The 25,512-nt window shown below is 50.6% G+C and carries 22 protein-coding genes and 3 tRNA genes; 10 read left to right on the top strand and 15 right to left on the bottom strand.

Translation table 11 applies throughout. From position 1 onward, the window contains the following. Positions 1–79 precede the first annotated feature (79 nt). A complete protein-coding gene (locus K1Y77_RS02585; protein ID WP_030074716.1) occupies positions 80–1,780 on the top strand; it encodes an ABC transporter permease in 1,701 nt (566 codons plus the stop codon). A gap of 46 nt (positions 1,781–1,826) precedes the next feature. Here K1Y77_RS02585 and K1Y77_RS02580 read toward each other — a convergent pair whose 3' ends face one another. Continuing rightward, positions 1,827–2,924 (bottom strand): ABC transporter ATP-binding protein, encoded by a 1,098-nt coding sequence (locus K1Y77_RS02580; protein WP_264430183.1) that lies wholly within the window; start codon positions 2,922–2,924, stop codon positions 1,827–1,829. A 224-nt stretch (positions 2,925–3,148) separates the two neighbouring features. On the opposite strand from K1Y77_RS02580, the gene K1Y77_RS02575 reads away from it, so the two are divergent. Further along, positions 3,149–4,174: a Fe(3+) ABC transporter substrate-binding protein gene (locus tag K1Y77_RS02575; protein ID WP_030074712.1), complete on the top strand. Its 1,026-nt coding sequence runs from the start codon at positions 3,149–3,151 to the stop codon at positions 4,172–4,174. A gap of 129 nt (positions 4,175–4,303) precedes the next feature. On the opposite strand, the gene polA is transcribed toward K1Y77_RS02575, so the two are convergent. Further along, positions 4,304–7,078 (bottom strand): DNA polymerase I, encoded by a 2,775-nt coding sequence (gene polA / locus K1Y77_RS02570; RefSeq protein ID WP_264430182.1) that lies wholly within the window; start codon positions 7,076–7,078, stop codon positions 4,304–4,306. Positions 7,079–7,252: 174 nt separating this feature from the next. Between polA and K1Y77_RS02565 the strand changes: the two genes are divergently transcribed. Continuing rightward, positions 7,253–8,209 carry a homoserine kinase gene (locus tag K1Y77_RS02565; protein ID WP_030074708.1) on the top strand — a complete coding sequence of 319 codons (957 nt, stop codon included), beginning with the start codon at positions 7,253–7,255 and terminating at the stop codon, positions 8,207–8,209. Beyond that, the gene (gene speA / locus K1Y77_RS02560; RefSeq protein ID WP_264430181.1) at positions 8,209–10,128 is read left to right on the top strand and encodes a biosynthetic arginine decarboxylase; all 1,920 of its coding nucleotides are present in this window, start codon (positions 8,209–8,211) and stop codon (positions 10,126–10,128) included. The genes K1Y77_RS02565 and speA overlap by 1 nt, the downstream gene beginning before the upstream one ends. Before the next feature lie 114 nt (positions 10,129–10,242). Here the strand turns inward: speA and K1Y77_RS02555 are convergent, their stop codons facing one another. The 5 genes from K1Y77_RS02555 to K1Y77_RS02535 all read right to left on the bottom strand — a co-directional run bounded on the left by K1Y77_RS02555 (position 10,243) and on the right by K1Y77_RS02535 (position 15,545). After that, the gene (locus K1Y77_RS02555) at positions 10,243–10,908 is read right to left on the bottom strand and encodes a fumarylacetoacetate hydrolase family protein (RefSeq protein ID WP_030074704.1); all 666 of its coding nucleotides are present in this window, start codon (positions 10,906–10,908) and stop codon (positions 10,243–10,245) included. A 129-nt stretch (positions 10,909–11,037) separates the two neighbouring features. Continuing rightward, on the bottom strand, positions 11,038–12,021 hold the full coding sequence (thpD, locus tag K1Y77_RS02550) for an ectoine hydroxylase (protein ID WP_264430180.1): 984 nt from the start codon (positions 12,019–12,021) through the stop codon (positions 11,038–11,040). Between the two features lie 209 nt (positions 12,022–12,230). Then, positions 12,231–13,028: a Crp/Fnr family transcriptional regulator gene (locus K1Y77_RS02545; RefSeq protein ID WP_264430178.1), complete on the bottom strand. Its 798-nt coding sequence runs from the start codon at positions 13,026–13,028 to the stop codon at positions 12,231–12,233. 1,208 nt (positions 13,029–14,236) lie between these two features. Further along, entirely contained in the window at positions 14,237–14,671 is a 435-nt protein-coding gene (locus K1Y77_RS02540) for a ferritin-like domain-containing protein (protein WP_264430176.1), read from the bottom strand. Positions 14,672–14,708: 37 nt separating this feature from the next. Continuing rightward, positions 14,709–15,545 (bottom strand): manganese catalase family protein, encoded by an 837-nt coding sequence (locus tag K1Y77_RS02535; RefSeq protein WP_030074698.1) that lies wholly within the window; start codon positions 15,543–15,545, stop codon positions 14,709–14,711. A 340-nt stretch (positions 15,546–15,885) separates the two neighbouring features. On the opposite strand from K1Y77_RS02535, the gene K1Y77_RS02530 reads away from it, so the two are divergent. Continuing rightward, positions 15,886–16,335, top strand: coding sequence for an META domain-containing protein (locus tag K1Y77_RS02530; protein ID WP_051690214.1), 450 nt, complete (start codon positions 15,886–15,888; stop codon positions 16,333–16,335). A gap of 124 nt (positions 16,336–16,459) precedes the next feature. Here the strand turns inward: K1Y77_RS02530 and K1Y77_RS02525 are convergent. From K1Y77_RS02525 to K1Y77_RS02495, 7 genes are all read right to left on the bottom strand, one after another. Further along, positions 16,460–16,535: transfer RNA gene (locus K1Y77_RS02525), tRNA-Thr, on the bottom strand. Between the two features lie 72 nt (positions 16,536–16,607). Continuing rightward, positions 16,608–16,682 (bottom strand) — tRNA-Gln (locus tag K1Y77_RS02520). A gap of 5 nt (positions 16,683–16,687) precedes the next feature. Next, a tRNA-Phe gene (locus K1Y77_RS02515) sits at positions 16,688–16,763 on the bottom strand. Between the two features lie 174 nt (positions 16,764–16,937). Then, entirely contained in the window at positions 16,938–17,213 is a 276-nt protein-coding gene (locus K1Y77_RS02510) for an oxidative damage protection protein (RefSeq protein WP_264430172.1), read from the bottom strand. Between the two features lie 55 nt (positions 17,214–17,268). Continuing rightward, positions 17,269–18,366: an A/G-specific adenine glycosylase gene (gene mutY, locus K1Y77_RS02505; RefSeq protein WP_264430171.1), complete on the bottom strand. Its 1,098-nt coding sequence runs from the start codon at positions 18,364–18,366 to the stop codon at positions 17,269–17,271. Positions 18,367–18,508: 142 nt separating this feature from the next. After that, complete coding sequence (locus K1Y77_RS02500; protein ID WP_264430169.1) at positions 18,509–20,842, bottom strand: AsmA family protein; 2,334 nt, start codon at positions 20,840–20,842, stop codon at positions 18,509–18,511. Continuing rightward, positions 20,842–21,324 carry a GNAT family N-acetyltransferase gene (locus K1Y77_RS02495; protein ID WP_264018884.1) on the bottom strand — a complete coding sequence of 161 codons (483 nt, stop codon included), beginning with the start codon at positions 21,322–21,324 and terminating at the stop codon, positions 20,842–20,844. Before K1Y77_RS02495 ends, K1Y77_RS02500 begins: the two co-directional genes overlap by 1 nt. 205 nt (positions 21,325–21,529) lie before the next feature. Here K1Y77_RS02495 and hisB point away from each other — a divergent pair, with 205 nt between their 5' ends. Genes hisB through K1Y77_RS02470 form a run of 5 tightly spaced genes read left to right on the top strand, consistent with a single transcriptional unit; the run spans position 21,530 to position 24,892 of the window. Next, a complete protein-coding gene (gene hisB, locus K1Y77_RS02490) occupies positions 21,530–22,123 on the top strand; it encodes an imidazoleglycerol-phosphate dehydratase HisB (protein WP_030074661.1) in 594 nt (197 codons plus the stop codon). A 52-nt stretch (positions 22,124–22,175) separates the two neighbouring features. Continuing rightward, positions 22,176–22,817: an imidazole glycerol phosphate synthase subunit HisH gene (gene hisH, locus K1Y77_RS02485; protein ID WP_030074659.1), complete on the top strand. Its 642-nt coding sequence runs from the start codon at positions 22,176–22,178 to the stop codon at positions 22,815–22,817. Between the two features lie 11 nt (positions 22,818–22,828). After that, positions 22,829–23,575 carry a 1-(5-phosphoribosyl)-5-[(5-phosphoribosylamino)methylideneamino]imidazole-4-carboxamide isomerase gene (gene hisA / locus K1Y77_RS02480; protein ID WP_030074657.1) on the top strand — a complete coding sequence of 249 codons (747 nt, stop codon included), beginning with the start codon at positions 22,829–22,831 and terminating at the stop codon, positions 23,573–23,575. Further along, the gene (gene hisF / locus K1Y77_RS02475) at positions 23,572–24,345 is read left to right on the top strand and encodes an imidazole glycerol phosphate synthase subunit HisF (protein WP_030074655.1); all 774 of its coding nucleotides are present in this window, start codon (positions 23,572–23,574) and stop codon (positions 24,343–24,345) included. The genes hisA and hisF overlap by 4 nt, the downstream gene beginning before the upstream one ends. A 40-nt stretch (positions 24,346–24,385) precedes the next feature. Then, a complete protein-coding gene (locus tag K1Y77_RS02470; protein WP_264018885.1) occupies positions 24,386–24,892 on the top strand; it encodes a hypothetical protein in 507 nt (168 codons plus the stop codon). 13 nt (positions 24,893–24,905) lie between these two features. Here K1Y77_RS02470 and K1Y77_RS02465 read toward each other — a convergent pair whose 3' ends face one another. Beyond that, positions 24,906–25,508: a YjaG family protein gene (locus tag K1Y77_RS02465; RefSeq protein ID WP_264018886.1), complete on the bottom strand. Its 603-nt coding sequence runs from the start codon at positions 25,506–25,508 to the stop codon at positions 24,906–24,908. Between the last annotated feature and the right edge of the window lie 4 nt (positions 25,509–25,512).

Raw genomic sequence — 25,512 nt, 5'->3', positions numbered from 1 at the left:
AACGCAAGTGATACTATTTGCAGCTGCTATTTCTTCGCATTGACGAGCCAAGCTGCCCCTCATCCAAGGAGACAACGACGTGTCTACGCCAGCTCGCCGCTCACCATCGGCCCTGTTTTCAGGTTTTGCCTCACGCTTTTCGCTGTCGCTTAACCCTTGGTCAATCGCCCTATTTTTGATCGCCCTCGTTGTCGCACTGCCCATTATTGTGGTTCTTAGCCATATTTTTGTGCCGACAGAAGGCGTTTGGCAGCACCTAGCAAGCACTGTATTGCCACGCTATCTCTCTAATACGTTTTGGCTGGTGCTATGGGTTGGCATTGGCACTCTAATTTTGGGGGCTGGTACCGCGTGGCTGGTCGTTATGTGCCGTTTTCCAGGCAAGCGTCTATTTGAATGGGCACTGTTGTTGCCACTAGCGGTACCGACGTATGTCATTGCCTACGCTTATACAGATTTTTTCCAGGTAGCGGGGCCGTTACAAAGCGCGCTACGCGAGTGGCTTGGCTGGCAAGTGGGCGACTACTATTTCCCTAATGTGCGCTCATTGGGCGGTGCAGCAACCCTGATTACATTTGTGCTTTACCCATATGTGTACCTGTTAGCTAGGGCTTCTTTTCTTGAGCAATCGGTCTGCGTGTTAGATGTAGGTCGCACATTAGGGCGTGGCCCTTGGCGCTTATTTGCTAGCGTAGCGCTGCCTCTTGCCCGGCCAGCGTTAGTGGGAGGTGTTTCACTGGTTCTAATGGAAACGCTTAATGAATTTGGGGCAGTGCAGTTTTTTGGCGTAGATACCTTCACCACCGGCATCTATCGCACGTGGTTTGGCTTAGGTGAGCCTGTGGCCGCCGCTCAGCTAGCGGCCTGCTTGCTAACCTTTGTCATAGTGCTGGTTCTTTTAGAGCGCTATTCGCGGGGTAAGCGGCGCTACTTCCATACCACCAACCGGTATCAGCAGCTACCAGAATATCGTCTGCATGGATGGCATGCACTAGGGGCTACTCTTGCGTGTTTGCTGCCCATTGTTATTGGCTTTTTACTACCCAGCGGCATTTTGCTCAATATGGCGATTAAAACAGGCGATAGCCTGTTCGGCACGCGGTTTATTGGCTTTGCCGTGAATAGCCTTAGCCTTGCGACCATTGCCGCATTAATCGCAGTAGGGTTAGCCGTGTTATTGAGCTATGGGGTAAGGCTCAACAATTCACCAAGCGCACGATTTTTCACGCGTATCGCCGCGATGGGTTATGCCATTCCCGGTTCGGTGGTAGCTGTTGGCATCCTGATTCCATTTGCCTGGCTAGATAACTCGCTGAACATGTGGCTACACGAACACTATGGAAAAATCATTGGTCTGGTATTTAGCGGCTCAGCGTTTATTTTGATTTACGCCTATGTGGTGCGCTTTTTAGCTGTCTCGTTTAATGCGGTAGAAGCGAGCCTTGGCAAGGTAACGCCTAGCATGGACGCTGCCTCTCGCACATTAGGCCAAACCGCTGGCGGCACGCTACGCCGGATTCATACGCCGCTGATGCGGAGCAGTCTGCTAGCAGCCGGGATTTTGGTATTTGTCGATGTGATGAAAGAGTTACCCGCCACGATCATCTTGCGGCCTTTCAACTTTGACACCTTAGCAGTGCGTGCCCACAGCTTAGCCTCAGATGAACGCCTAGCAGAGGCATCCACTGCTTCGCTGACGATAGTGGTGGTTGGCATTTTACCAGTGATTTTACTCAGCTTGGCAATGCGCCGGGCACGTCCTGGTAGCCAGGCCGAGTAATGAAAGCGGCTAGCCGTTGAAACCGCCAGCCGCCAAAAACGATAGATTAAGCCGGAAAGATAAACACCTGGGAGTGGTCTAAGTCGATATCAATCGGCTGCCCCTCCTGGGGTAAGAATACCCCAGGCACACGGGCGTGAAGGTGGGCTTCTTGTCCGTCGTTACCATGGGCACATAAGTGAATGAGGCTTGAGCGCCCCAGCAGCTTAGCCATAACCACGTGGCTATGATTATGCGGTTCCGCAGGCACATCACGCTCTCTAATACGTAATGCTTCGGGACGAATCATCACCTGAGCATGGCTACCTTCTGGCAGCCAGCTGGCATCCACCGGACCGACGGGCGTAGCCACAAAGCCCCCCTTAACGACACCGCTTAATTCATTCACTTCGCCAAAAAACGTGACGACAAAGGGGTCTACAGGCGCGCAATAAAGCTCGCGTGGGGTCCCTGTCTGGACGATTTTACCATCCCGCATCAGTGCAATGCGATCTGCCATAAACATGGCTTCTTCAGGGTCATGAGTCACTAGCAGAGTTGCTGAGCCGAGCTTTTTCAACACGTGCAGCGTATCGTCTCGGATACGATCCCGTAGCCGCGCATCCAGGCTAGAAAATGGCTCATCCAGCAACATCAATTTAGGTGTAGGAGCTAGGGCACGCGCCAGTGCCACACGCTGCTGCTGCCCACCTGACAACATATGCGGATAACTTTCTGCATAGTCGGCCATGCCTAGTTGAGCTAGCAGCTCAAGTGCACGCTCCTGGCGCTGACTTGAAGGCAAACTTTTCAGACCGAAGGTAACGTTTTCGAGCACGCTAAGGTGTGGAAATAGGGCAGAGTCTTGGAAGGCAAGGCCTACATTACGCTTTTCCGGCGGAACATGACGCTTACCCGGTGCCGCAATAGAAAGACCATCAAGACTCACCGATCCTTCCTGCACAACCTCTAACCCCGCAGCAATCCTAAGCAGTGTGGTTTTGCCACAGCCAGAAGGGCCAAGCAAGCACACTACTTCGCCTGGAGCGATATCAAGATCAATGCCTTTTACCACTTTATTCGCCGCAAACGTGTGCTGAACACCACGAAGCGACAATGCTGATGCAGGAGCCGACACATCGAAAAGTGACACAGTTGCCGTCATTATTTCACCATTGTCTCGTCCACCCGCGACATGATAAACGCATGCCGCTGCGAACACGGTTGAAAGTTATTTGCATTCTATTTTCTATTGAGCAGAGATGCACGCTTCTTACTAAATAGAGGATGCGTTTCATTAGCATTTAACTTGACGCCAACCGAGAGAAGCGTTTCAATACGCGATGTCGCTAATGCAACTTATTATCATAAACATTCAGGGTGTTTGTTATGAAAAAAGCACGTCTCACGGCTACCGTAGCTGCCATCATGGCAGGTTCTGCTTTTGCAGGTAGCGCGCTCGCCAACGAAGTCAACATTTACTCCGCTCGCCATTACGATTCTGACGAGATTCTCTACAAAGCGTTCACAGAAGAGACCGGGATCGAGGTTAACGTACTAGAGGGCGATTCCGACCAGTTGATGGAGCGCATGCAGCGTGAAGGCATTGCGAGTCCTGCTGACGTAATGCTCACCGTTGACGCGGGTCGCCTATGGCGCGCCGAGCAGGATGGCCTTTTTCAAAGCGTAGACTCGGACGTGCTTAACGAGCGCCTGCCAGAATCAATGCGTCACCCTGAAGGTTTGTGGTTTGGCTTTAGCCAGCGTGCACGGGTTATTTTCTACAACCGCGAGAACTTTGACCCTAGCCAAATTGCTACTTACGAAGATCTGGCCGACCCGCAGTTTGAAGGCCAAGTATGTATCCGTTCTTCCAACAACATTTACAACCAGTCGCTGCTCGCCTCAATGATTGAGCATCACGGCGAAGAAGGCGCGCAAGAGTGGGCTGAAGGCGTTGTGAGCAACATGGCACGCGATCCAGAAGGCGGTGATACCGACCAGATTCTTGGCGTTGCAAGCGGCGAGTGTGACTTGGCAGTTGCGAACCACTACTACTACGTTCGTCTGCTACATTCTGATGACGACGCTGACCGCGAAGCGGCACGCAAAGTAGGGATGATTTTCCCCAATCAGGATGATCGTGGCACCCACGTTAACGTTGGCGGTGCAGGCTTGGTGGCTAACGCACAGAACCCAGAAAACGGCATTCGCTTCCTGGAGTTCTTAGCCTCTGACGAAGCTCAGGAAGTACTGGCTGATCGCAACTACGAGTTCCCTGTTGTTGAAGGCATCAAGAAAAATCCGGTGCTCGAATCTTGGGGTGATTTCACCAAAGACGATATCAACATCAGCATCTTGGGCGAGAACAACCCAGAAGCGATCCGTATTTTTGATCGCGTAAGCTGGCGTTAAGCGCTGTGGCCCTTTGGGCCACAAGCCTGTACTAAAAAACACCTGCAGCTTAGCTGCAGGTGTTTTGTGTTAGATTATCGATTACGAGCCCGTAACGTTTAAGCCTTACTTAGCCTAGCGGGCTTAATACTAGTGGGCTTCATCCCAGTTAGCACCGCTTTCCGCTTCAACAATCAGTGGCACGTTTAGGGTCGCGGCGGCTTGCATTCGTGTTTGGACCTGCTCGATAAACGCCTCAACTTGCGCGTCGGCCACTTCAAACACTAGCTCATCGTGTACCTGCATGACCATGAGTGCATCGAAATCGCCTTCAGCAAGCCAAGCATCAACATCAATCATCGCCTGCTTAATAATGTCTGCTGCCGTGCCCTGCATGGGCGCATTAATCGCAGTGCGCTCAGCGCCCTGACGGCGGTTGCGGTTTTGCGAGTGGATCTCGGGTAGGTACAAACGCCGCCCTAGCACGGTTTCTACAAAGCCATCTTCCGCGGCCTGGGTGCGAATACGATCCATATAGCGAGCAACGCCAGGATAACGGTCAAAATAGCGGTCGATATAAGTTTGCGCCTGGTTGCGGTCAATATGCAGCTGGCGTGACAAGCCCCAGGCACTCATGCCGTAAATCAGGCCAAAGTTGATGGCTTTGGCGCTGCGCCGCTGATCGGCAGAAACCTTTTCAAGCGCGGTACCGAACACTTCAGCGGCAGTTGCGGTGTGGATATCTCGCCCTTCTGCAAAAGCACTTAACAAGCCTTTATCTTCAGACAGGTGCGCCATAATGCGCAGCTCAATTTGCGAGTAGTCGGCCGCCACAATGCGATAGCCTGGACGCGCCACAAACGCTTGGCGGATTTTGCGCCCCTCTTCTGTACGAATCGGTATGTTTTGCAAGTTAGGGTCAGATGACGAGAGACGCCCTGTCGCTGTTACCGCTTGGTGATAGCTGGTATGCACCCGCCCCGTCGTTTTATTGAGCAGGCGCGGTAGCTTATCGGTATAGGTAGATTTCAGCTTTGCCAACCCACGGTGCTGCATAATCACCTTGGGCAACGGATAATCTAGCGCCAGCTCTTCTAGCACTGCTTCGGCGGTTGAGGGCGCGCCTTTGGGGGTTTTCTTGATCACCGGAATCTTCTGCTCTTCGAACAGAATCTGCCCCAACTGCTTGGGTGAACCAAGGTTAAACTCACGACCTGCTAGCTCAAACGCTTCACTCTCAAGCTCGCGAATACGTCGCTCTAGTTGCTGGCTCTGTTCGTGGAGGCGCTCGGCATCCAACGCCACGCCATTGCGCTCAATCCGCGACAGCACGTTAATCAGTGGTAATTCAAGGTGATCCAGCACCTCTGCTAAACGCCCTTCCCTTTCAACCTGGGGACGCAGTATGTCTTGCAGCCGCAACGTGATATCCACATCTTCACAGGCATAAGGAACCGCTTGCTCTAAGGCAATCTGGTTAAACGTGAGCTGCTTCGCCCCTTTTCCTGCGATCTCTTCGAAGGAGATGGTTTTTTCGCCCAGATACTTCAGCGCCAGCGAATCCATGTCGTGGCGAGTGGCGGTGGAGTTCAGTACGTAAGAAGCGAGCATGGTGTCGGCCAGCGGGCCCACCACACCAATATCATAGTTTGCTAGCACGGAAATATCGTACTTAAGGTTCTGGCCGATCTTGGTTTTTTTAGGATCTTCCAGTAGCGGCTTCAACGCCTGTAGTACCTGTTGGCGATCAAGCTGCGCGGGCGCATCCAGGTAGTCGTGGGCCAGGGGGATATAGGCGGCTTCACCGGCTTCAAGTGCCAAACCAACGCCTACAATATCGGCGTCCATATAATTCAAGCTAGTGGTTTCTAAATCGAAGCAAAAACGCTCGGCTTTCTTCAGACGCGCTAACCACACCTCAAACTCAGCTTGCTCTACAATGATATGGTCATCGCGCTGGCTAGCGGTCGCGGTATTATCGGCCGTATCAATATCGGCATTATTAGGCGCGGGCTCGCCACCCTTAACGTCATCAACACCCTCGTCGTTGCCTGCCAGCAGCTCAGCCAACCACTGCTTAAACTCCATCTCTTTATAGAGTTCCACCAGCGCTTCGCGGTCTGGATGCGCAATATCCAAGTCATCCAGCCCCACGGGCAGGTCACAGTCGGTCTTAATGGTTGCTAGCTGATAAGAGAGAAAGGCCTGCTCACGGTGCTCTTCAAGCTTCTTCGGTAACGTTTTCGCGCCACGGAAACTAAGCGTTTTGACGCGTTCCAGATCACCATAAATTGTCTCTAAACCACCTTCCATGCCTTGTAATAGACCAATGGCAGTCTTTTCGCCCACCCCCGGCACGCCGGGAATGTTATCAACCTTGTCACCCATCAGGGCCAAGAAATCAATAATCAGCGCTGGAGGGAGACCAAATTTTTCTTTAACACCCGCTTCGTCGAGCGTTTCCTCTTTCATGGTATTAACCAACGTAATATGGGCGTTTACTAACTGCGCCATATCTTTATCGCCGGTCGAGATCACCGCATCACGGCCAGCCTGGGTGGCATGGTGAGCCAGCGTGCCAATCACATCATCGGCTTCCACCCCTTCAATACACAGAAGCGGTAAGCCTAGTGCTTTTACACAGGCATGTAGCGGTTTAATTTGGCTGCGCAAATCGTCCGGCATGGGCGGCCGGTGGGCTTTATAGTCGCTATACATCTCATCGCGAAAGGTTTTTCCTGGCGCATCAAACACCACAGCCATTGGGCTTTCGGGATAATCTTTGATCAGACGCTTGAGCATATTCAAGACGCCTTTCACAGCTCCTGTGGGCTGGCCGCTAGAGGTCGTTAACGGTGGTAGCGCGTGAAAGGCGCGATATAGGTACGAGGAGCCATCGACAAGCACGATAGGGGCACGGGCCATAACCAATTCCATTGTTAGCAACACAGTAAGAAAGTCTATTGGCTATGATACGCGTTCACGTCACTGGCTGCAGAAACAACCGCTACGAATAACGCATTTCAACCTCACACAACGCTGCCAACTGACCCTGCAAGCCGCTACAATAAAGGGCTTAGCAACCTGGGCGAGATTCTCATGGCTGTATTTACTCCGCTGAGCGACGTTCAGGTCGCCGCGTTTTTAGAAAAATTTGATGTAGGCAGCTTCGTTTCGCTACAAGGCGTAGCTGGCGGTACAGAAAACTCAACGTTTTTTGTAACCACCGATCGTCGTGAGCTGGTGCTAACCCTGTTTGAGCAGGGCGAGCATGAGGAGTTGCCGTTTTTCGTCGATTTGTTGGATTATTTGGACGAACACCGTTTACCGGTGCCCGGTACCATTCATGACCGTGAAGGTATCGCGCTACACAGTCTGGCGGGCAAACCTGCGCTGCTATTTCCGCGCTTGCCTGGCAAGCACCCTAGTGCGCCTAACCTTGCCCAATGCCAAGCGCTGGGCAATACGCTGGGGCACTTGCATGTTGTCTCCCAACGTTTTCCTGGCCATCGACCCAATCCGCGCGATCTTCACTGGCTGCGAGCAGTGCATCACAAGGTGCTAACGTATATTAGCCCTGATGATCAGACGCTGATGAAAGATGAGGTTGATGACTTCGAAAGTGCGTTTAGCCAGCACGGCGAGCTACCTCAAGGAGCGCTTCACGGCGATTTGTTCCGTGATAACACGCTGTTTGAAGGCGACCAGCTAGGCGGCATTATCGATTTTTACAATGGTTGCACAGGTGATTTGCTGTTTGATCTGGCTATTGTCATTAACGATTGGGCAACTAATGAGGATGGCACCTTAAACGCTGATCGTTATGAGGCCATTCTTAGCGCTTACCAGGCGCGTCGCCCTCTCACAGCAGATGAACGTGCGCTATGGCCGATCATGCTGCGCATGACCGCGCTGCGGTATTGGCTATCGCGCCTGCTGGTCGTTTATGTTGATCCACCTGCCCATGACCTAACGCCTCATGACCCTGAGCGTTTCCGGACCATTTTAAAAGCGCGCATCGCATTTGGCGCACTTCCGCTCCCAGAGGTTCCTTGATGATTGAATCGGTGACCACCAGCACCCCGGCCTTGCGCGCCCGACGCACATGGAATATCGACCAATGGGGTAGCGGCTACTTTGACGTGGATGACCACGGACACGCGTTGGTTCGTCCGCTAGGCAGTGACGCTGAAGGGCCAGCCCTACCGCTTAGTGGGCTTGTGCGCCAGCTGCAAGCTGCAGGGCTGCGGTTGCCAGTGTTAGTCAGATTTAGCGATATTCTGCACGACCGAGTAGAGCAACTGTGCGGTGCATTTGATATCGCGATGCAGGATATCGACTACCAGGGCGGCTATACGGCGGTTTATCCAATTAAGGTCAATCAGCAGCGCCGCGTGGTGGAAGAAATACTCGCTACCTCCGAACGTGGCAATGGCCGTGTAGGATTGGAAGCCGGTAGTAAGCCAGAACTATTGGCAGTATTGGCGCTGTCTGATGGCGGCTCCTCGCTCATCGTCTGTAATGGGTATAAAGACCGTGAATACGTGCGCCTAGCGCTGCTGGGTGAAAAGCTAGGGCACCGCGTTTACCTGGTGGTAGAGAAGCTTTCAGAGCTGGAGCTTATTTTAGAAGAGGCTCGTGAGCTGGATGTCACACCGCGCATTGGCTTGCGGGCACGGCTAGCTTCAGTGGGTAAGGGTAAATGGCAAAACACGGGTGGCGAGAAATCAAAGTTTGGTCTGACAGCCAGCCAAATCCTTGATGTAGTCGCGACCTTGCGCGATCAAAAAGCGCTAGAAAGTCTACAGCTGGTGCACTTCCACCTTGGCTCGCAAATTGCCAATATTCGCGACATTCAGCGCGGCCTTCGGGAATGCGCCCGTTTCTACCAAAACCTGATGAGCCTGGGTGCGCCGATTGATACCGTCGATGTTGGCGGTGGTTTAGGAATCGACTATGAAGGCACTCGTTCACGCAGCTACTGCTCGGCCAACTACTCTATGCAGGAGTATGCGCGTAACGTAGTTAGTGCCTTTGCACAGCTGTGTCAGGAAGCTGATCTTCCCCAGCCTCACCTGATTAGCGAATCAGGCCGCGCCCTAACAGCTCACCATGCGGTGTTGATCACTAACGTGATTGGTGAAGAGCGCGTAAATGCTTCGCCGCCAGAGCGCTCCTCCCAGGAAGACCCCCAGGTAGAAGCACTCTGGCGAGTTTTTGAGCAGTTAGCCGAGAGCCAAGAGCCTCGCGTTCTAGTGGAAGCTTGGCACGATCTTCTGCAAGCGGTAAGTGAGTTGCAAGACCGCTTCGTACTGGGATTAAGTAATATCAATGCCCGCGCCGAAGGCGAGCGGCTCTATATGGCTGCCTGTGCACGCTTACGCGGACAGCTCGACACCCGTAACCGCGCCCACCGGGAAATTATGGATGAGCTCGCTGAAAAGTTGGCCGATAAGCTGTTCGTCAACTTCTCACTCTTCCAGTCGGTGCCAGACGTTTGGGGAATCGAGCAGATTTTTCCTGTTCTGCCACTAAGCGGCCTAGACCAGCCCCCTACCCGCCGCGCAGTGATTCAGGACATCACCTGCGACTCCGATGGCCGTATCGATAGCTACGTGGATGGCCAGGGCGTGGAAAGCACGCTCCCTCTGCCTGAATGGGCAAGCGACGACGAACGTTGGTTAGGCTTCTTTTTGGTCGGTGCTTATCAGGAAATTCTCGGTGACTTGCATAACCTATTCGGCGATACCGATTCAGTCGATGCTGCACTAGGAAAGAATGGCGAGTGGGTACTTTCTAACTTACAGGCAGGCGATACCGTAGCCGATGTTTTAGCCTACGTGAATTTTGATGCACGAGTGCTAAAGCAAAAACTCACCGAGCAACTGATCACTAGCGGTTTTTCTACCCAAGAGCAGGCAACATTTGCCGCTAGCCTGAGCGAAGGCCTAGAGGGCTACACCTACTTAGAGTAGCACTAAGGCACCGAACGTTAACCACGGCAACGAAAAGGCCACCGACAATGTCAGTGGCCTTTTGCTTAATTGCTTGCGTTTAACTACTGACACTTAACTACTTAGCGCCATCACCTATTCTACAACGCTAGTGGTAATGTCTAACCCGCCGGTCAGCGTTAAGCGCAGCGAGGCACCACGCGGCAATTCACCAACACCCGCAGGCGTACCTGTCAAAATAACGTCGCCAGGTTCTAGTGTGAAGTGGCGACTCATCTCTGCTACCAGCGTTGGTATCGCAAAGATCATATCAGCCCCCTCCCCGTGTTGACGCTCTTCACCATCAATTTCAAGGGTGAAGGCTAACGCATTCCAATTGGGTATACGGGTTAGCGGCAAAAATGATGATAGCGGGCAAGCACCATCAAACGCCTTTGCAATTTCCCAGGGGTGGCCTTTCTCTTTTAGCTTGGTTTGTACATCACGAAGTGTTAAATCCATCGCCAAACCGATGCCTGCAATAGCACGCTCAGCTTCATCTTGGGTAGCGTGGGTTAGGGTCTCTCCGACTAACAGCGCGAGTTCGACTTCATAATGCACATCCCCCCTGGAAAACGGCGGATTAAGGGGTTTGCTCAAATCCACCACGCTCGTGGCGGGTTTCATAAATAACAGAGGTTCACTGGGAACCGGGTTATCCAATTCCTTGGCATGGTCGGCATAATTGCGGCCGACGCAGACGACTTTGCCCAACGCGTGGGGAAACTCCTGGCCATCGGTAAACTGTGGAACAAAACGCATGGCGGGTCTTCTCCTTCTCATTATGCGTGCCGCATTCGCAACGACAGGCGCAACAGTCTACCCTAGCTATGCGTATGTTCCACAATCTCTTCCACAGCTTTTCATACATACCACTAGTGATACGTTAGATTATGCGTCGGGCGCCCAACGATCGTCAGGCCCATGCGCCAGAAAGCTAGGGCGCTGCTTCGGTGCAGCAAACGGAGCAACACAGCGATTATCAGGACGATTAAACACAAAGAACACATTGCTACGCGGGTCAGGCGACAAATTAGCGTTAGACGCATGCAGTGTATTGCAGTCAAACAGCAACAAGCCTCCTGCTTTACCTTTTGGCGCTTCAATGCCGTATTTTGACACCAACTGAGTTAACGCTTCAGGACTAGGAACGCCAACCTCTTGTGCTTTAAGCGAGCTTTTATGGTTATCTTCCGGCGTTTCCCCCAAGCAGGGCACAAATTCCAGATGAGAACCGGGAATCAGCATCAGTGGGCCGTTAAACTCATGATTGTCAGTTAAGATCAACGAGGCGCTAACGGCGTGCATGTTCGGCATACCGTCTTCTGCGTGCCACGTCTCAAAGTCAGAGTGCCAATTGAACCCTTTACCCGCAAAGCCTGGCTTATAATTAATCCGTGACTGATGCACGTAAGGATCATCACCAATAATTTGCCGGGCAGCACCTGCTAAACGCTCATCACTCGCCAGCTGGCCTAATCGTTCAGAAAGCTTATGCACGGCAAACAGCGAACGAATTTCGTGGCTTTCTGGCTCAGTAACACTGAATTCCTTTTCACGATAAGCATCGTTGTTCATCAGTGACTTCATTTCTTTACGAAGCGCTTCAAGCTCTTCACCCGAAATAAGGTTGGGAATAAACAAAAAACCTTTGCGCTCAAATTCATCAAGCTGTTCTTGAGACAACGGCCCTGACAGCTCACGCCCTTTCACCACAGCATCACGGCGCGGCTGGGTTAGTGAAGCTGGAGCTGAGGCTAAGCGAGTTGGGTAAGCATCTCGCACTGTTGAACGTTGTGCTGAGGGCATATCCGTCATTTCACTGTACTGCTTATGGGCAGTAATGGTAGTGAGGGGGTAATTGCTGACTGTCATCTAATCCACTCCTTGTATGATTAAATTTCAGATCATTGGAAAACAAATTCTATGTCTTCATCTTCATATAACGCAAACAGTAGGATAGCTAAAAGTTTACTTCTTGCAACCTATACAAGTCGATTTATAACGTGTGTTATGAAATCCAACCACCACCCTTAAAAACCACATAACACCTACAACAAAAAATCAACAGACTTTGATTATAGTTAATTCAAACACACACACCCATAAATAAAATCTCTATCAAATCCCGTGTTTCTAGCCATCTCTTCTGGCTCTAAAAGCTTAATACTATTACGCGTTTTTCGAATATACTTCTTTTGCTCAAGCGCTGTCATACAACGGCTAACATGAACACTTGTGATACCAAGCAGCTCACCCACCACCTCTTGCGTTATGGAAAAATCAAAAACATCACCTTCCAAAAGCCCTTTAAAATCAAACCTAAAATATATTTCAAGCAAAAAGTGCGCAACGCGCCCTTCAGAACGATGATGAGTACAGCTCCTTAAACGCTCCAACGTAATATTATCATTAATCATGACATAGGATATAATTGCATTCCTAATTTCATCATTATTTTTAAATAATTTATGTAACCCTTCAGCAGAAACTTTTAGAAACTCACAATCAGTCACCGAATGAATAACAACATCATGATTTTCAAAAAAACTTTCGCGCAGACCAATAACATCGCCAGGCATAAAAACATTACAAATATCTTGCCCTCTAGCACCTGCTGCATGGGAAAGACTAGCCCACCCCTCTCTTAAAACAAAAATATCAGCACGCCCCTCGCATACCGAGAAAAACTGTTGATTTTTCTTTAGCTCGACAGTTTTCTGCTTCAGCTGTGATAACTCTTCAAATGAAGAACTACCAACTTTCCCGTACAAATTTAAAATATCTGCCACATTTATGCTGTTACGGTGTCCGTTAATCACTCCGCCAATGTCACCATTACTCGTTAAAGGGGAGCAATCACTTACAGCCAATTTGTTCATCTCTACACTCCATTGTAGTTAGATAAAATTAGTTAGATAAATTTAGCTAAACAATTAGTTAGACAATAGCTATTCAAACCAACGAGACTGCACAACAATCCGTATAAAAAACACGTCGTCAGCGCTTAAAAAATATAGTCAACTATAAAATATTAAACAAGAATAACTCTTAACTTAAGCTATCAAAATAAATTATAAACATATAATTTAACTTTTGTTAAAACCAAACACCATACTTTAGTATACGAAATCTCATAAATATCAAAATAGCTTGATAAGCCATTAAAATTAAAAAAACAAAATATTCGTATGCAAGTTCAATAAATTTAAAATAATTAAAACACCTTAAAAACTTAAGGATACCGGTGAAAGCATCAACAATGTCTACAAATTAATTTAACTAATTTTATATAGCATAGAATATCAAACAAAGAAATTAAATATTTTTATATCATACTAAAAGAAAAGCAAAAAGTTGCATTTTTAAACCACTACCTGACTCTCGCCTCCCCAACGATGGGTTTACAGTCGCCCATTAGTGTGGGTATGTCGGCAGGTAAATAGTGCTCCTATGCAGCAACACCTGACTTACCTGGTGATCAACGCGAAGAGTGGACAACTGCTTACCTGTATGCGCCAACGGACAAAGCAACGACCAAGGGCGTTTTCGAATTAATGAAACGGGACTGACATTCACCGCAGTGCATGAGAGTACTATAGTAAGTGACGGATGACTTCACATCGGCACGTGCTGAAACCCTTACGGAAAGCCATTTCAAGCGTGATGACTGAGATACGGAAATTTATACTCATACTGCCTTCACGTGTAATGAAACACACTTTTACGTTCATGCACAGCTTGATGATTATGAAAACTCTTTTCGCGTTTTTTCTAAAAATTGATCTTCTAAAATACAGCGAGAACATCTATAAGGCACTTTCCTTTAATTCATAACCTCGTTACACGTTCCTTAAAGAGTGGGTAATTTCTCATACGTTTAAAAACCCCAGTAAACAATACCGGGGTTGGTAGAGGCTCAGAACTAAGGGATAGTTTAGCAAGGTAAAGGCGCTTTAAACATAAAGGCACTTTAAACAGCACCGGCCCCGTTAAACAACGGGGGCCGGTTCAATCAGATTTACTTCTTAGCTTGGACATTGTCATCATCGGCACGGGCTAAAAAAGAGCGGGTGGTTTCATCAAGATGCTACGCAAGCCAATCTGCCATCGCCTGCTCTTCTTGGAGAATATCTTTACATACCCGGACGACCTCCGGTTGAGAGGCTTGTTCAGCAGCTGCGATCAGCGCTTTATAGCTGGCAATTTCGAAGCATTCAAAGGCATAACTGGCGATACCCCCTTTTACCACTTCATCACCAGCCATCATTCCACCCAGCGCTTGACCAAAGGCAGAAAGCTTACCCCCCATGTCTTTAAGTGCTGACGTATCAATACCCAGTTCGGTCATTAAACGCTCAAGCTTGTCAGCTTGATGAGTGGTTTCTTCCAGATGCTGATCAATCCTAGCCCGCAGCGCTGGGTAATGCTCTAAGCGTTTAGCCTGTGATTTCAACATTTCTTCTGCTTGCTTTTCCATAGCATGAGCATCGCGTAACCAATTTTCTAAATACTTGGTTTCCATCGTGCAGCCTCCTTATTAACAAGCAGCATGGTAACGTTTATTTAGCGGGATCAATTTGCTCTTTTTGCGCGCCAGATTTCTCTTTTGCTTGGCCTAGGCTAGGTTCTTGGCCTTCCGGTGCAGGCTGGTTACGCACGCTGTATTCACTGCGTCCATCCAATGAAGGACCTTGCGACCAGCGCCCTTGTGGGGCTTCCTTATCCAGCAAAGTATTTAAGTAATAATAAGAGTGCTGCATCGCCTCATTGTCTTCTGGCGTCGAATTAGGAATTGGTAGCTGTTTCTCAATACCACCCAACTCTTCAATAACAGCCAACCACTGTTGCTGATGATAGGTATCACGAGCGATTAAGAAAGATAAAAAATCTTTCATGCCATGATCATCAGTCCAGTTATACAACCGTGATGCTAATACTCGGCCACCTGCCTCTGCTGTGACATTAGCCAGCATATCTGCAGCAATATTGCCGGTGGCGTACACATGGCTCATATCAAAAGGCACGCCATTTGAATTTACCGGCATCGCTGAAAGCCCGGACGACAAGAGATGACGAGGATTAGCTCCGCCTAAGATGGCATTCATAACGGGGTCTTTGGCAGTCGCCTCTTGATAAGAAACGGGCGCCCCTTCTAAGTTTAGCGCTACCGCATGCCCCAACATTTCGATATGCGAGAGCTCTTCCGTTGCCGTGGACATAAGCATGTCACGAATACGATCATCTCCACGCGCGCCCATTGCCTGAAAGAAATACTGCATGGCAACCCGTATTTCGCCTTCAATACCGCCAATTGCTTGTTGTAGCAACATAGCAAACTCAGGGTTAGGCTTATCGACTTTAACGGGATACTGTAGTTTTCCAGAGTGATGAAACATCGCGCTACTCTCCTTGGCTTATTACCACTCGACAAAAACTCATACTTATTAATAAGAGTCTTTTTCCTTGAGGAAACGGCAGATAGAACTCAGCATTTTACTTGCCATCATATTATCTTCGCATCATATGAAAGCTTTTATTGCTCAAGAAATTTTAGGTTAGTCAACTAAAAGGGGTAATCAAGCAGTGATGCATAAAGTGCGTAATTTTTAATATTTATAAAAACAAAAGTCAGACTTAATCAATATTTTATGAGCTATTAATTAATATAATTTAAAGTAGCGAAAACTTGGCGCCCTGTTTATCCTTTACGTAATGAAAAATCTAGAGAAATGCCTTATGAACAAAATGCCCCTCATCGCCTCTGTGATGATAATTCTGCTAGCCAGTGGATGCCAATCACACTCGGCAACTCACCAAACAACAAAGCCTAATGAAACGCTAACCAATACCTATTGGAAATTGGTCACGCTTGGCGATCAACCCGCCTCCACCACTGATAACTTCCGCGAGCCTCACCTTGTACTCCATGAAGAAAAATCTCGGCTAGCCGGATCAACTGGCTGCAACACTTTGCTTGGCACTTACCGTCTTAGCGGCAAACGGTTAGTGTTTGAACAAGTAGCTACCACAATGATGGCCTGCCCCGAGACGCAGATGCGTAACGAGCAGGTAATGCTCAATGTCCTGCAGCAAGTAAACGCGTGGCAAGTAGATGGTAGCGTGCTGTCACTCAAAAACGCCAATGGCAAACCAGTGGCAGTGTTTGAGGCAGTGCATCTTTATTAAAAGGTGGTATTTCGACAGCATCGTTTTATTACGGGGTAGACACTTTATAGACAAAAACGAAAAAGCCGCCCTTTCGGACGGCTTTATCTAATTCTCTAACGCTTTGCTTTTAAACCACTTTTAGTGGTGCCGACACCAGGAGTCGAACCCGGGACCTACTGATTACAAGTCAGTTGCTCTACCAACTGAGCTATGTCGGCGCTTCACGCTTTCTTGAGAACATGATTGCTTCGCTGCTAAGCTCTACAATCAACAAGAAATCTTGTTGGCAATGGCTGGGGTACCAGGATTCGAACCTGGGAATGCCGATACCAAAAACCGGTGCCTTACCACTTGGCGATACCCCAACGTTTGGTGGCCAGAGACGGAATCGAACCGCCGACACGGGGATTTTCAATCCCCTGCTCTACCAACTGAGCTATCTGGCCGCTGCCAACGGTGCGTATTAAACTAAAAACTCAGCATTTCGTCAACACTTTCGTGAAACTTTCTTGCGAGTCACGTGCTTAGGGAACTTATTGGCGTTGCCAAAAACGGCCACAAGCCGCGCCAGCTGTGAGATTGCGCTGCACTCATCCCTTCTCGCAATCTTCACTAATTGCTTACGCCTGGGTTGGCGGTACGTAACCTTCTGCTTGATCCGTAGCCTCATTATCTAGAAAACGCTGCATTTGATCCATCAGGTAGGCGCGTGCCTCGGGTTCTAACATGTTGAGATGCTTTTCGTTAATCAGGCGCGTTTGTAGTGCTTGCCACTCTTCCCAGGCCTGCTTAGACACTGTGGCTTGAATTTCTTGGCCCTGCTTACCCGGCAACGGCGGAAATGGCAGAGCCGTTAACTCTTGCTGGTACTTGCGGCAGAAAACGGTGTTGCTCATGGTGTACTCCTTTATGAATAACAGTACGCGAAAATAAGTAATAACGCGGAAGAGGTTAGTGTGACGGGCCTGGCGTTGGATCGAGGGTAAATGGCGCTAACTGGCTCAGCAGCGATTTAACCGGAGCTGCCAAGCCCAGCGCCGGGGGGTGGTCGATGTCATACCATACGCCGCCCTCTCTTACACCACTCAGCCTATCGCAACTAACCGGCTGAGGCGTAATCGATAGGCGAAAATGACTAAAGGTATGGGTAAAGCTGGGTAGGGGCGCATGGCGTTTAGGGGAAACGACATGATCGGCAAGCCAGTCGTTAAGCTCACCATGGCGTTCAAATTGAGGCAGGCTCCATAGCCCTCCCCACAGGCCGCTGGGTGGTCGTTGCTCTAACCACACCCGTCCTTGGCTGTCTTGCAACATCAGCATGATAGTGTCACGGGTCGGCAGGGCCTTTTTGGGCTTGGATTCTGGATAGCGTTGCGGCTCACCTTCGGCATAGGCGCGACATGCGTCGTTAAACGGGCAAATTGGGCAATCCGGCTTGCTGCGTTTACAGAGCGTGGCGCCGAAATCCATGATGGCCTGGGTATAGTCAGCAAGCCGGGTATCAGGCGTGTAATACTCGGCCAGTGCCCACAGTGAGCGTTCTATCGCTGGCTTACCTGGCCAGCCAGCGATGGCATGTAAGCGGGTCAGAGAGCGTTTTACATTGCCATCTAGAATCGCTGCCTGTTTATCAGCACTTTGCGCGATAATCGCGCCAGCAGTGGAACGCCCTATGCCTGGCAACGCCATCAACGTTTCTACGCTATCGGTGGGTAGTTCTTCCCCATAAGCTGCGAACGCCACTTGAGCCGCTTTGTGCAGGTTACGAGCACGGGCATAGTAACCAAGCCCGGTCCAAAGATGCAGCACATCATCTTGGGGAGCATTTGCCAGTGCTTCTAACGTAGGGAAACGCGTCATAAAACGCTTGAAATAGGGAATGACGGTAGTGACCTGGGTTTGTTGGAGCATAATTTCAGATACCCAAACCCGGTAGGCACTGCGAGGCGACTGCCAAGGCAGGTCGTGCCGACCATACTGATCGAACCAAGTAAGCAGGCGGCGTTGAAACTCTTCCGCCGTAAGACACGGCGTTGGCATGTCGGCCATAAAAACTCCTTAAAACAGTAAAACTGTTAACAGCCATTAGCAGGTAGGCAATCTTTTCACAGCGGTTACTAGCACCAAAAAAAGCGCCGGCGTTGGGACCGGCGCGACACTTATTGGTTGAATACAAAGCTTATCTGCATGCTTAATTAAATAGACGACGGATCCCTTCACGCAACTCCTGACCAGCGCCTTCTCCTAAACGTTCATCAATACGATCAAGCGAGTCGCCTAGCCGTTCTTCCAGCTCTTCCTCAACTCGGCTGCCAGCTTCATTACGCAGGAGGTCTACCACCGCAGCTTGGAAAGCAGAGCGATCAAAGCGGCACCATTGGGTTTTATCGTCGCCTACATGGCCTTCACAGCGTACCGGGAGCGGCAGCTGCTCTAAACGCGGGTTCACATTACAGGCAGCATCAGCGGTATCGACTAACCTCGCATTCGCTTCCGTGGTGAAGTTCAGCGTATTGAGATTGAACTCACCGTCCCCCTGCACATCAATGCCTGGAAGGGTAATCAGCAAATCATCGCTATTCACGACACCATTGCGTACTTGAAAGGTTGCGTCAAATCGCTCAAAGCGTGTGTCAGGCTCCCACTCTCGTAGGGTGCCTTCGCCCTCTAGCTGCGCCACTACCTCACACAATTGCTGGGAGATATTCGTTTGCAGAATAGCGCCATCGTTCAGCCGTGCACTTAGCTCTCCGTTAAGATTACTCGTGAGCACGTCACGGCGATTGCCTTGAGTTGTCAGCGCTCCTTCTAAGTTAAAGCGGCCTCGCAATGGTGACGCTTCCTCGCTAAACGTTTCGATGAGTGGTGCCACCTGAACATCACTGACACGTGGAGAAAGCTGCCATTCGAGCACGTCAGCAGTGGCATCAAGACGACCTGTCGAGCTAAGCTCGCCCCCATAGAAACGCGACTCAAAGGCCGTTAGTTGGTGGTTACCGTTCTCTCCACGTAAGCTTAGCGAGGTCTCATCGAACACTAATCCAGACAGGATAAGCTGATCAACGCTTAAGTCCCCCTCTAGCGATAGCGTACTCAGCCATGCCTGAGGTAATAGCGCCCCGTCGGTTTGAGCGAAGGCGTTGCGCAGTAAACCTCGGCTAGCTTGCTGCGCCGTTTCAGGACCAGGCAGGTAATGATCAATATTCAGTTGGTCGCCTTCTAGATTAAAGGTAAGCTGAGTTCCGTCTAGCGCAGCGGAAACGTTGCCTGTGAAGGTACTGTCATCAACCACTAAAGAGAGCCGCGGTAGTGCAACCTGCGCCGTGTCACCTTCAATCGGACTGGTCATTGCCACATCACTTAAGGCAGCTTCGCTAGCTGTTGTCAGCGTAACCCCTAACCGTGATAGCCACGGACGCAGTGTAAAGGGAGCTGCGGTTAGTTGGCCGCTATAGCGAGGAGCATCAAGTAGCTGCGCGATATTGAGGTGTCCACTGACTCTCAGCCCATCTGGTCCGGTTAATTGAGCATCTTTAAGTTGGGCGGTTTGAGCCGCAAAGTCGCTTTCTAAACCAAATGCCAACGATAGCGCGAGGCTACCCTGCCAGTTTTCTGGATGACGTAAACCCGCGTCTACGACACCCTCGCGAATCGTCAGTTGTTGCTCCCCCATCCGGGCAACGATTTCAGCTGCTTTCAAGCTGAGCTGCTGCGGATCACTTTCTCCAGCGCGTCGCGTACGGGTCGTCAACTGAGTGTTTTCAAAAACCAACTGCTCATCTTTTAAGCCTAAACGAAGACGGGTTTCGAGATTAACTTCGCTGGTCAGGTCGGGTGTGCGCTCCAGCACTTCTGCATCTAAGCGATTATGCTTAGTCAGTGTAAACATGGTTTTTAACGGAAAAGAACGCACAGGATTAACATTGGTGCCTGAAATATTGAGCGGCTGCACTCGCCAAAGCGCTTGGCTTTGCTCATCACGAAAGCGAATGTCAGCATTCTTCACTTCAACACTGGCGATGTTCAATACGACCGATAAATTACCAGCATCTGCGTTAGGGCCAGCACTTGCGGGCGCCAGAACAGTTTCCGCTGTTTCGTTGCCCTGTTCAGCAAGACGCTCTAGTAACGGCTGCCAATTCCCTTCCCCTTGCTCATTCTTTTCAAGGTTCAGACGCATACCGTCTAGGGTTAATCCATCGACAGCGATTTCGCCGCGCAATAAGGGGGCGAAAGCCACGCTAACTTCAGCCCGATTAATGGCAGCAAACGCACTGTCATCCTGAGATTGCTCAGGCAACCATGCTCTTGCCTGCTCAACACTAACCCCAATACGCGGATAAAATGACCATGTAATAGGGCCTTCCAACGCTAGGTTTAGGCCAGTTTGTTCTTCTACCACAGCGGTTAGCCGAGGCTTGAAGTCTTCCGGGTCAAGAAAGGTGGTGACATACACCACTGCGGCAACGGCGACGATCGCTAAAATACCTACCGCGGCCAGCAAAATACGGAGTAGCTGCTTCATTACCCTTTTCCTTGTGGGTCTAACTCAACAAAATCACTGGTGATGGGTGCATCCGTCTGCGCGGCTGATTCGTTAGCGATAGGGCGATAACCAAGCTTGGAAAGCAGTACACGATCAGCTAACGGTAGCGACGACGTTTCGATGCGCAGTACACGCCCTTCTTGTTTTGCCTGTTCGCCCAGAAGTGCCATTAATCGCGTGCCTACACCGCGCCGCCGGGTGGGTTTACGCACGCACAGTTCTGAGAGCCACCACGCGCGGTCGTCTGTTTCTTTTATTGCAACGGCACCAAGCAAGCGATCGTTAAAATGTGCACAGGCAAAAAAATGCTGCCCTTTCAAGTGCTGCTCAATAAAAGGAGTGACCGTTGGTGTGGGCATTCGCTCTTGGGGTGCATCTTCATAAATGCGTATTAGGTCAATACGCACTTGCTCTTCTGCTTCCCAACGAGCCTGGTCGACGTAGTGCAGTGTCACCGGCATGGTGAAATCCTCTTTGCCAAAGCAGCAAGGCTGCTATTCTACCGCCAGCAAAGGCGGCTACCTTTCGCGCATTGTAGCGGATGGGGGCACCGATTCACTATAATGGCCGCTTTGGTCATAAGTTATGCATTGATCCAGCGGTGATAACATTACCCAACGATCCACCATCCCCCTTCAGAGTGCGCATCAGCGCAGGAGATGTAACATGTCAGCGCGTATTGCCACGGTAAGCCGTGACACCAACGAAACGCAGATTACGGTCAGCGTCAACCTTGATGGTGAAGGCCGCCTCCGCAGCGACACCGGCGTTCCGTTTCTTGATCATATGCTTGATCAGGTGGCTCGTCATGGGATGGTGGATCTCGATATTGACGCAAAGGGCGACCTACATATCGATGATCACCATACGGTTGAAGACCTAGGCATTACGCTAGGCCAAGCGTTTCATCAAGCGATAGGCGATAAGCGCGGCATTTATCGCTATGGGCATGCCTACGTGCCGCTTGATGAGGCACTATCGCGAGTCGTCATCGATTTTTCTGGCCGCCCAGGTCTTTATATGAATGTCGACTTCACCCGCGATACCATTGGCCGTATGGATACCCAACTGTTTTGGGAGTTTTTCCAGGGCTTTGTCAACCATGCGCGTGTAACACTGCATATCGATAATATAAAAGGCTTTAATGCGCATCACCAGGCTGAAACTATTTTTAAAGCGTTTGGTCGCGCGCTGCGCATGGCAGTGGCAGAAGACCCACGTATGGCGGGGCAAATGCCGTCTACTAAAGGGAGCCTATAATGCCGAGCATTACGGCTAGCGATAGCTCGCTAACGATAACAAGGAGCGCTTTATGACCATCGCAGTAATTGATTATGGAATGGGCAACCTGCACTCTGTGGCAAAAGCGCTTGAGCACGTTACTCACGAAAATGTGATTATCACTCGCGACCCCCGGCGCATTTTAGGTGCAACACGCCTAGTGCTCCCCGGCCAAGGGGCTATTCGGGACTGTGTGGGCGAGCTGGAACGTACCGAACTACGCGGTTTAGTCGACGACATTCTTACCCGTCAAGCCAAACCACTATTGGGCATATGCGTGGGCCAGCAGATGCTGATGGAACGTAGCGAAGAGAACGGCGGCGTAGATTGCCTGGGCTTTTTCCATGGCAGCGTCGACCGTTTTCCGGCCAATATGCGTGATGATTATGAGCAGCGCCTGAAAGTACCGCACATGGGCTGGAATCTCGTGGCACAGCATCACGACCACCCGCTATGGGCAGGCATTGACGATCACGAACACTTCTATTTTGTGCACAGCTACTACGTCAATGCGGCTGAAGATGCCCAAGTGTTCGGCACCACCCAGTACGGCAAGGTTTGCGCTCATGTAGCGATTGGTCGCGATGCCACCTTCGCTGTGCAGTTCCATCCTGAAAAAAGCTCCCGCGCGGGCCTGCGCCTGCTAGAAAATTTTGTCACCTGGACGCCCTGAGAGGTTTCACTATGTTAGTAATTCCCGCGATTGATCTCAAAGACGGCCAGTGTGTTCGCTTGAAGCAAGGCCGCATGGAAGATGCAACCTCTTATGGTGATGATCCCGTTGCCATGGCTGCCCGCTGGGTAGAAGCGGGCGCTCGCCGCCTGCACTTAGTTGACCTAAACGGCGCCTTTGAAGGCAAGCCAGTAAATGGTGATGCTGTTACTGCGATTGCCCGTGCCTACCCTAACCTACCCATTCAAATTGGTGGCGGTATCCGCTCCGCGGAAACCATTGAGCATTATCTAAATGCCGGGGTGTCTTACGTTATTATTGGTACGAAAGCGGTCAAAGAACCCGACTTCGTCGGCGAAATGTGTCGTGCATTTCCAGGCCACATCATTGTTGGCTTAGATGCTAAAGATGGCTATGTAGCTACCGACGGCTGGGCGGAAGTATCCACGTTAAAAGCGACTGAACTTGCCAAGCGCTTTGCCAATGACGGCGTCTCAAGCATTGTCTATACCGACATTGCCCGCGACGGCATGATGCAAGGCGTCAATGTGGAAGCCACTGCTGCGCTAGCTCGTGAAGGCGGCTTACCGGTGATTGCTTCCGGCGGTGTCACCAATTTAGATGACATTCGTGCGCTGTGTGATGTCGCGGACAGTGGCATTTTAGGCGCCATTACCGGCCGCGCGATCTATGAAGGCAGCCTAGATGTAGCAGAAGCCCAGCGCTTAAGCGACCAGCTTAGCGGAGGCCAAAAATGAGCTTAGCGAAACGTATTATCCCTTGCTTAGATGTCGATGCTGGGCGCGTAGTGAAAGGCGTTAACTTTGTAGGAATCCGTGATGCTGGCGACCCGGTTGAGATCGCTCAGCGCTACAATCAACAAGGTGCCGATGAAATCACCTTCCTCGATATTACCGCCAGCCACGAAAACCGTGACACAACGGTCGATATGGTAGAGCGCATAGCTGGTGAAGTGTTTATTCCCCTCACGGTTGGGGGCGGCATCCGTAGCTGCGATGATATTCGTACCATGCTCAATGCTGGTGCTGATAAAGTCTCAATCAATACAGCGGCAGTGACCAACCCAGAATTTGTCCGCGAAGCGGCTGAGCGCTTTGGTAGCCAGTGTATTGTGGTGGCGATTGACGCTAAGAAGGTGTCTAAAGAAGGCGAAACGCCGCGCTGGGAAATTTTCACTCACGGTGGACGACGTCCGACGGGCCTAGATGCCGTCGAGTGGGCCAAAAAGATGGTGGAATTTGGTGCTGGCGAGTTACTGCTAACCAGTATGGATCGAGATGGTACTAAAGTGGGTTTCGACCTGGGGGTTACCCATGCTATTTCTGAAGCCGTCAGCGTGCCGGTGATTGCTTCTGGCGGTGTGGGAAACTTAGACCACCTAGTCGATGGTGTACTGAAAGGCGGTGCCGATGCGGTTCTGGCAGCAAGTATCTTCCACTTTGGTGAGTACACCATACCTGAAGCAAAACGCTATATGGCCGAGCGCGGCATTGAAATGCGCCTTTAATGAGGCACCTTAGCAACTCCCCCCTTCGCAGGAGCACTACATGCCTCGTTCTTATCAATGGTTGGGTGGGATAGCAGGAATATGGCTGAGCACCACTGTCTCAGCCTTTTCTTTGCCTGATTGGCCGCCAGTGTTGGCTCTCGATCACACGCTGGTACAAACCAGTTTACTCACACGCCACTTCGACCCTGACCCCGAGCACACCAATCAGCAGAGCTTGATCAGTATTGAGCTGCATAATCCTAACCGCTGGTTAACAGGGGCGGCATGGTTTAAAAACTCTTTTGATCAACCGACCTGGTACTTCTATACGGGTCGTGAGTTTCCTCTCTGGCAAGTTGCTGAAGGGCTCAACGTGCGCGCCAAGCTGACTGGCGGACTATTGCGTGGCTATAAAGGTGAATACCGCGACAAAATTCCCTTCAATCATTTAGGGGTAGCGCCTGCGCTTCTACCCAGTATTGGCGTGCAATGGGGGCGCGTAGAATCAGATCTGATTATCTTCGGCACCGCCGGCATGATGGTGACGGCGGGCCTGCGGTTTTAACCAGCGTTGCCAGTTACTCTTCGCCCTCGTCTAAGGTTAAACCTAGATTACTAATGCCGTTATTACGTCCTAGCTGACGAATTTCTTTGAGGGAAGCTTTATTAATTGGCTCACTCACGGCGTCCAAAACAGCGTCCTGGAAATCGTTTTCGTCGGCCATCAAGGGATGGTCGCGAATGATCAGCGCAAGCGCCTGGGCATCTTCCTCACCTTCGGTTAGCTCGATAAACGCGCGCACCCCCGCCCGCGAGGTGCGACTGACATCCAGCACAGCTTCAGGCGACTCACCTTGCAACGTATCTAACAGCGCGGATACAGAGACAACGGCATCTAACGCTCGGCGCGCGCCAAAGCTTTCATCATCTTCCGGAGGTTCGCACTCCGCCAGCTTTTCCGCCTGCCGAGCAAAGTCGATACTCGCGTTTGGAACACTTAATCGCTCCCATACCAAACTCAACACGGTACGCAGCGTATGCTCATCACCAAGGCCCGTGGTCTGTTGATAAAGCGCGTAGTTAGGTAGCAGACGCTCACAAAGGGCAGCCATAAACGCTTGCTGAGCGGGCAACGGCAACTGTTGAAGCCGCTGGTAAAATCCTAGGGGTTTAGCCACCATGCTG

This window comes from Halomonas qaidamensis, from assembly GCF_025917315.1.
GTDB lineage: Bacteria > Pseudomonadota > Gammaproteobacteria > Pseudomonadales > Halomonadaceae > Vreelandella > Vreelandella qaidamensis.
This window is presented reverse-complemented; position numbering and strand designations above follow the sequence as displayed.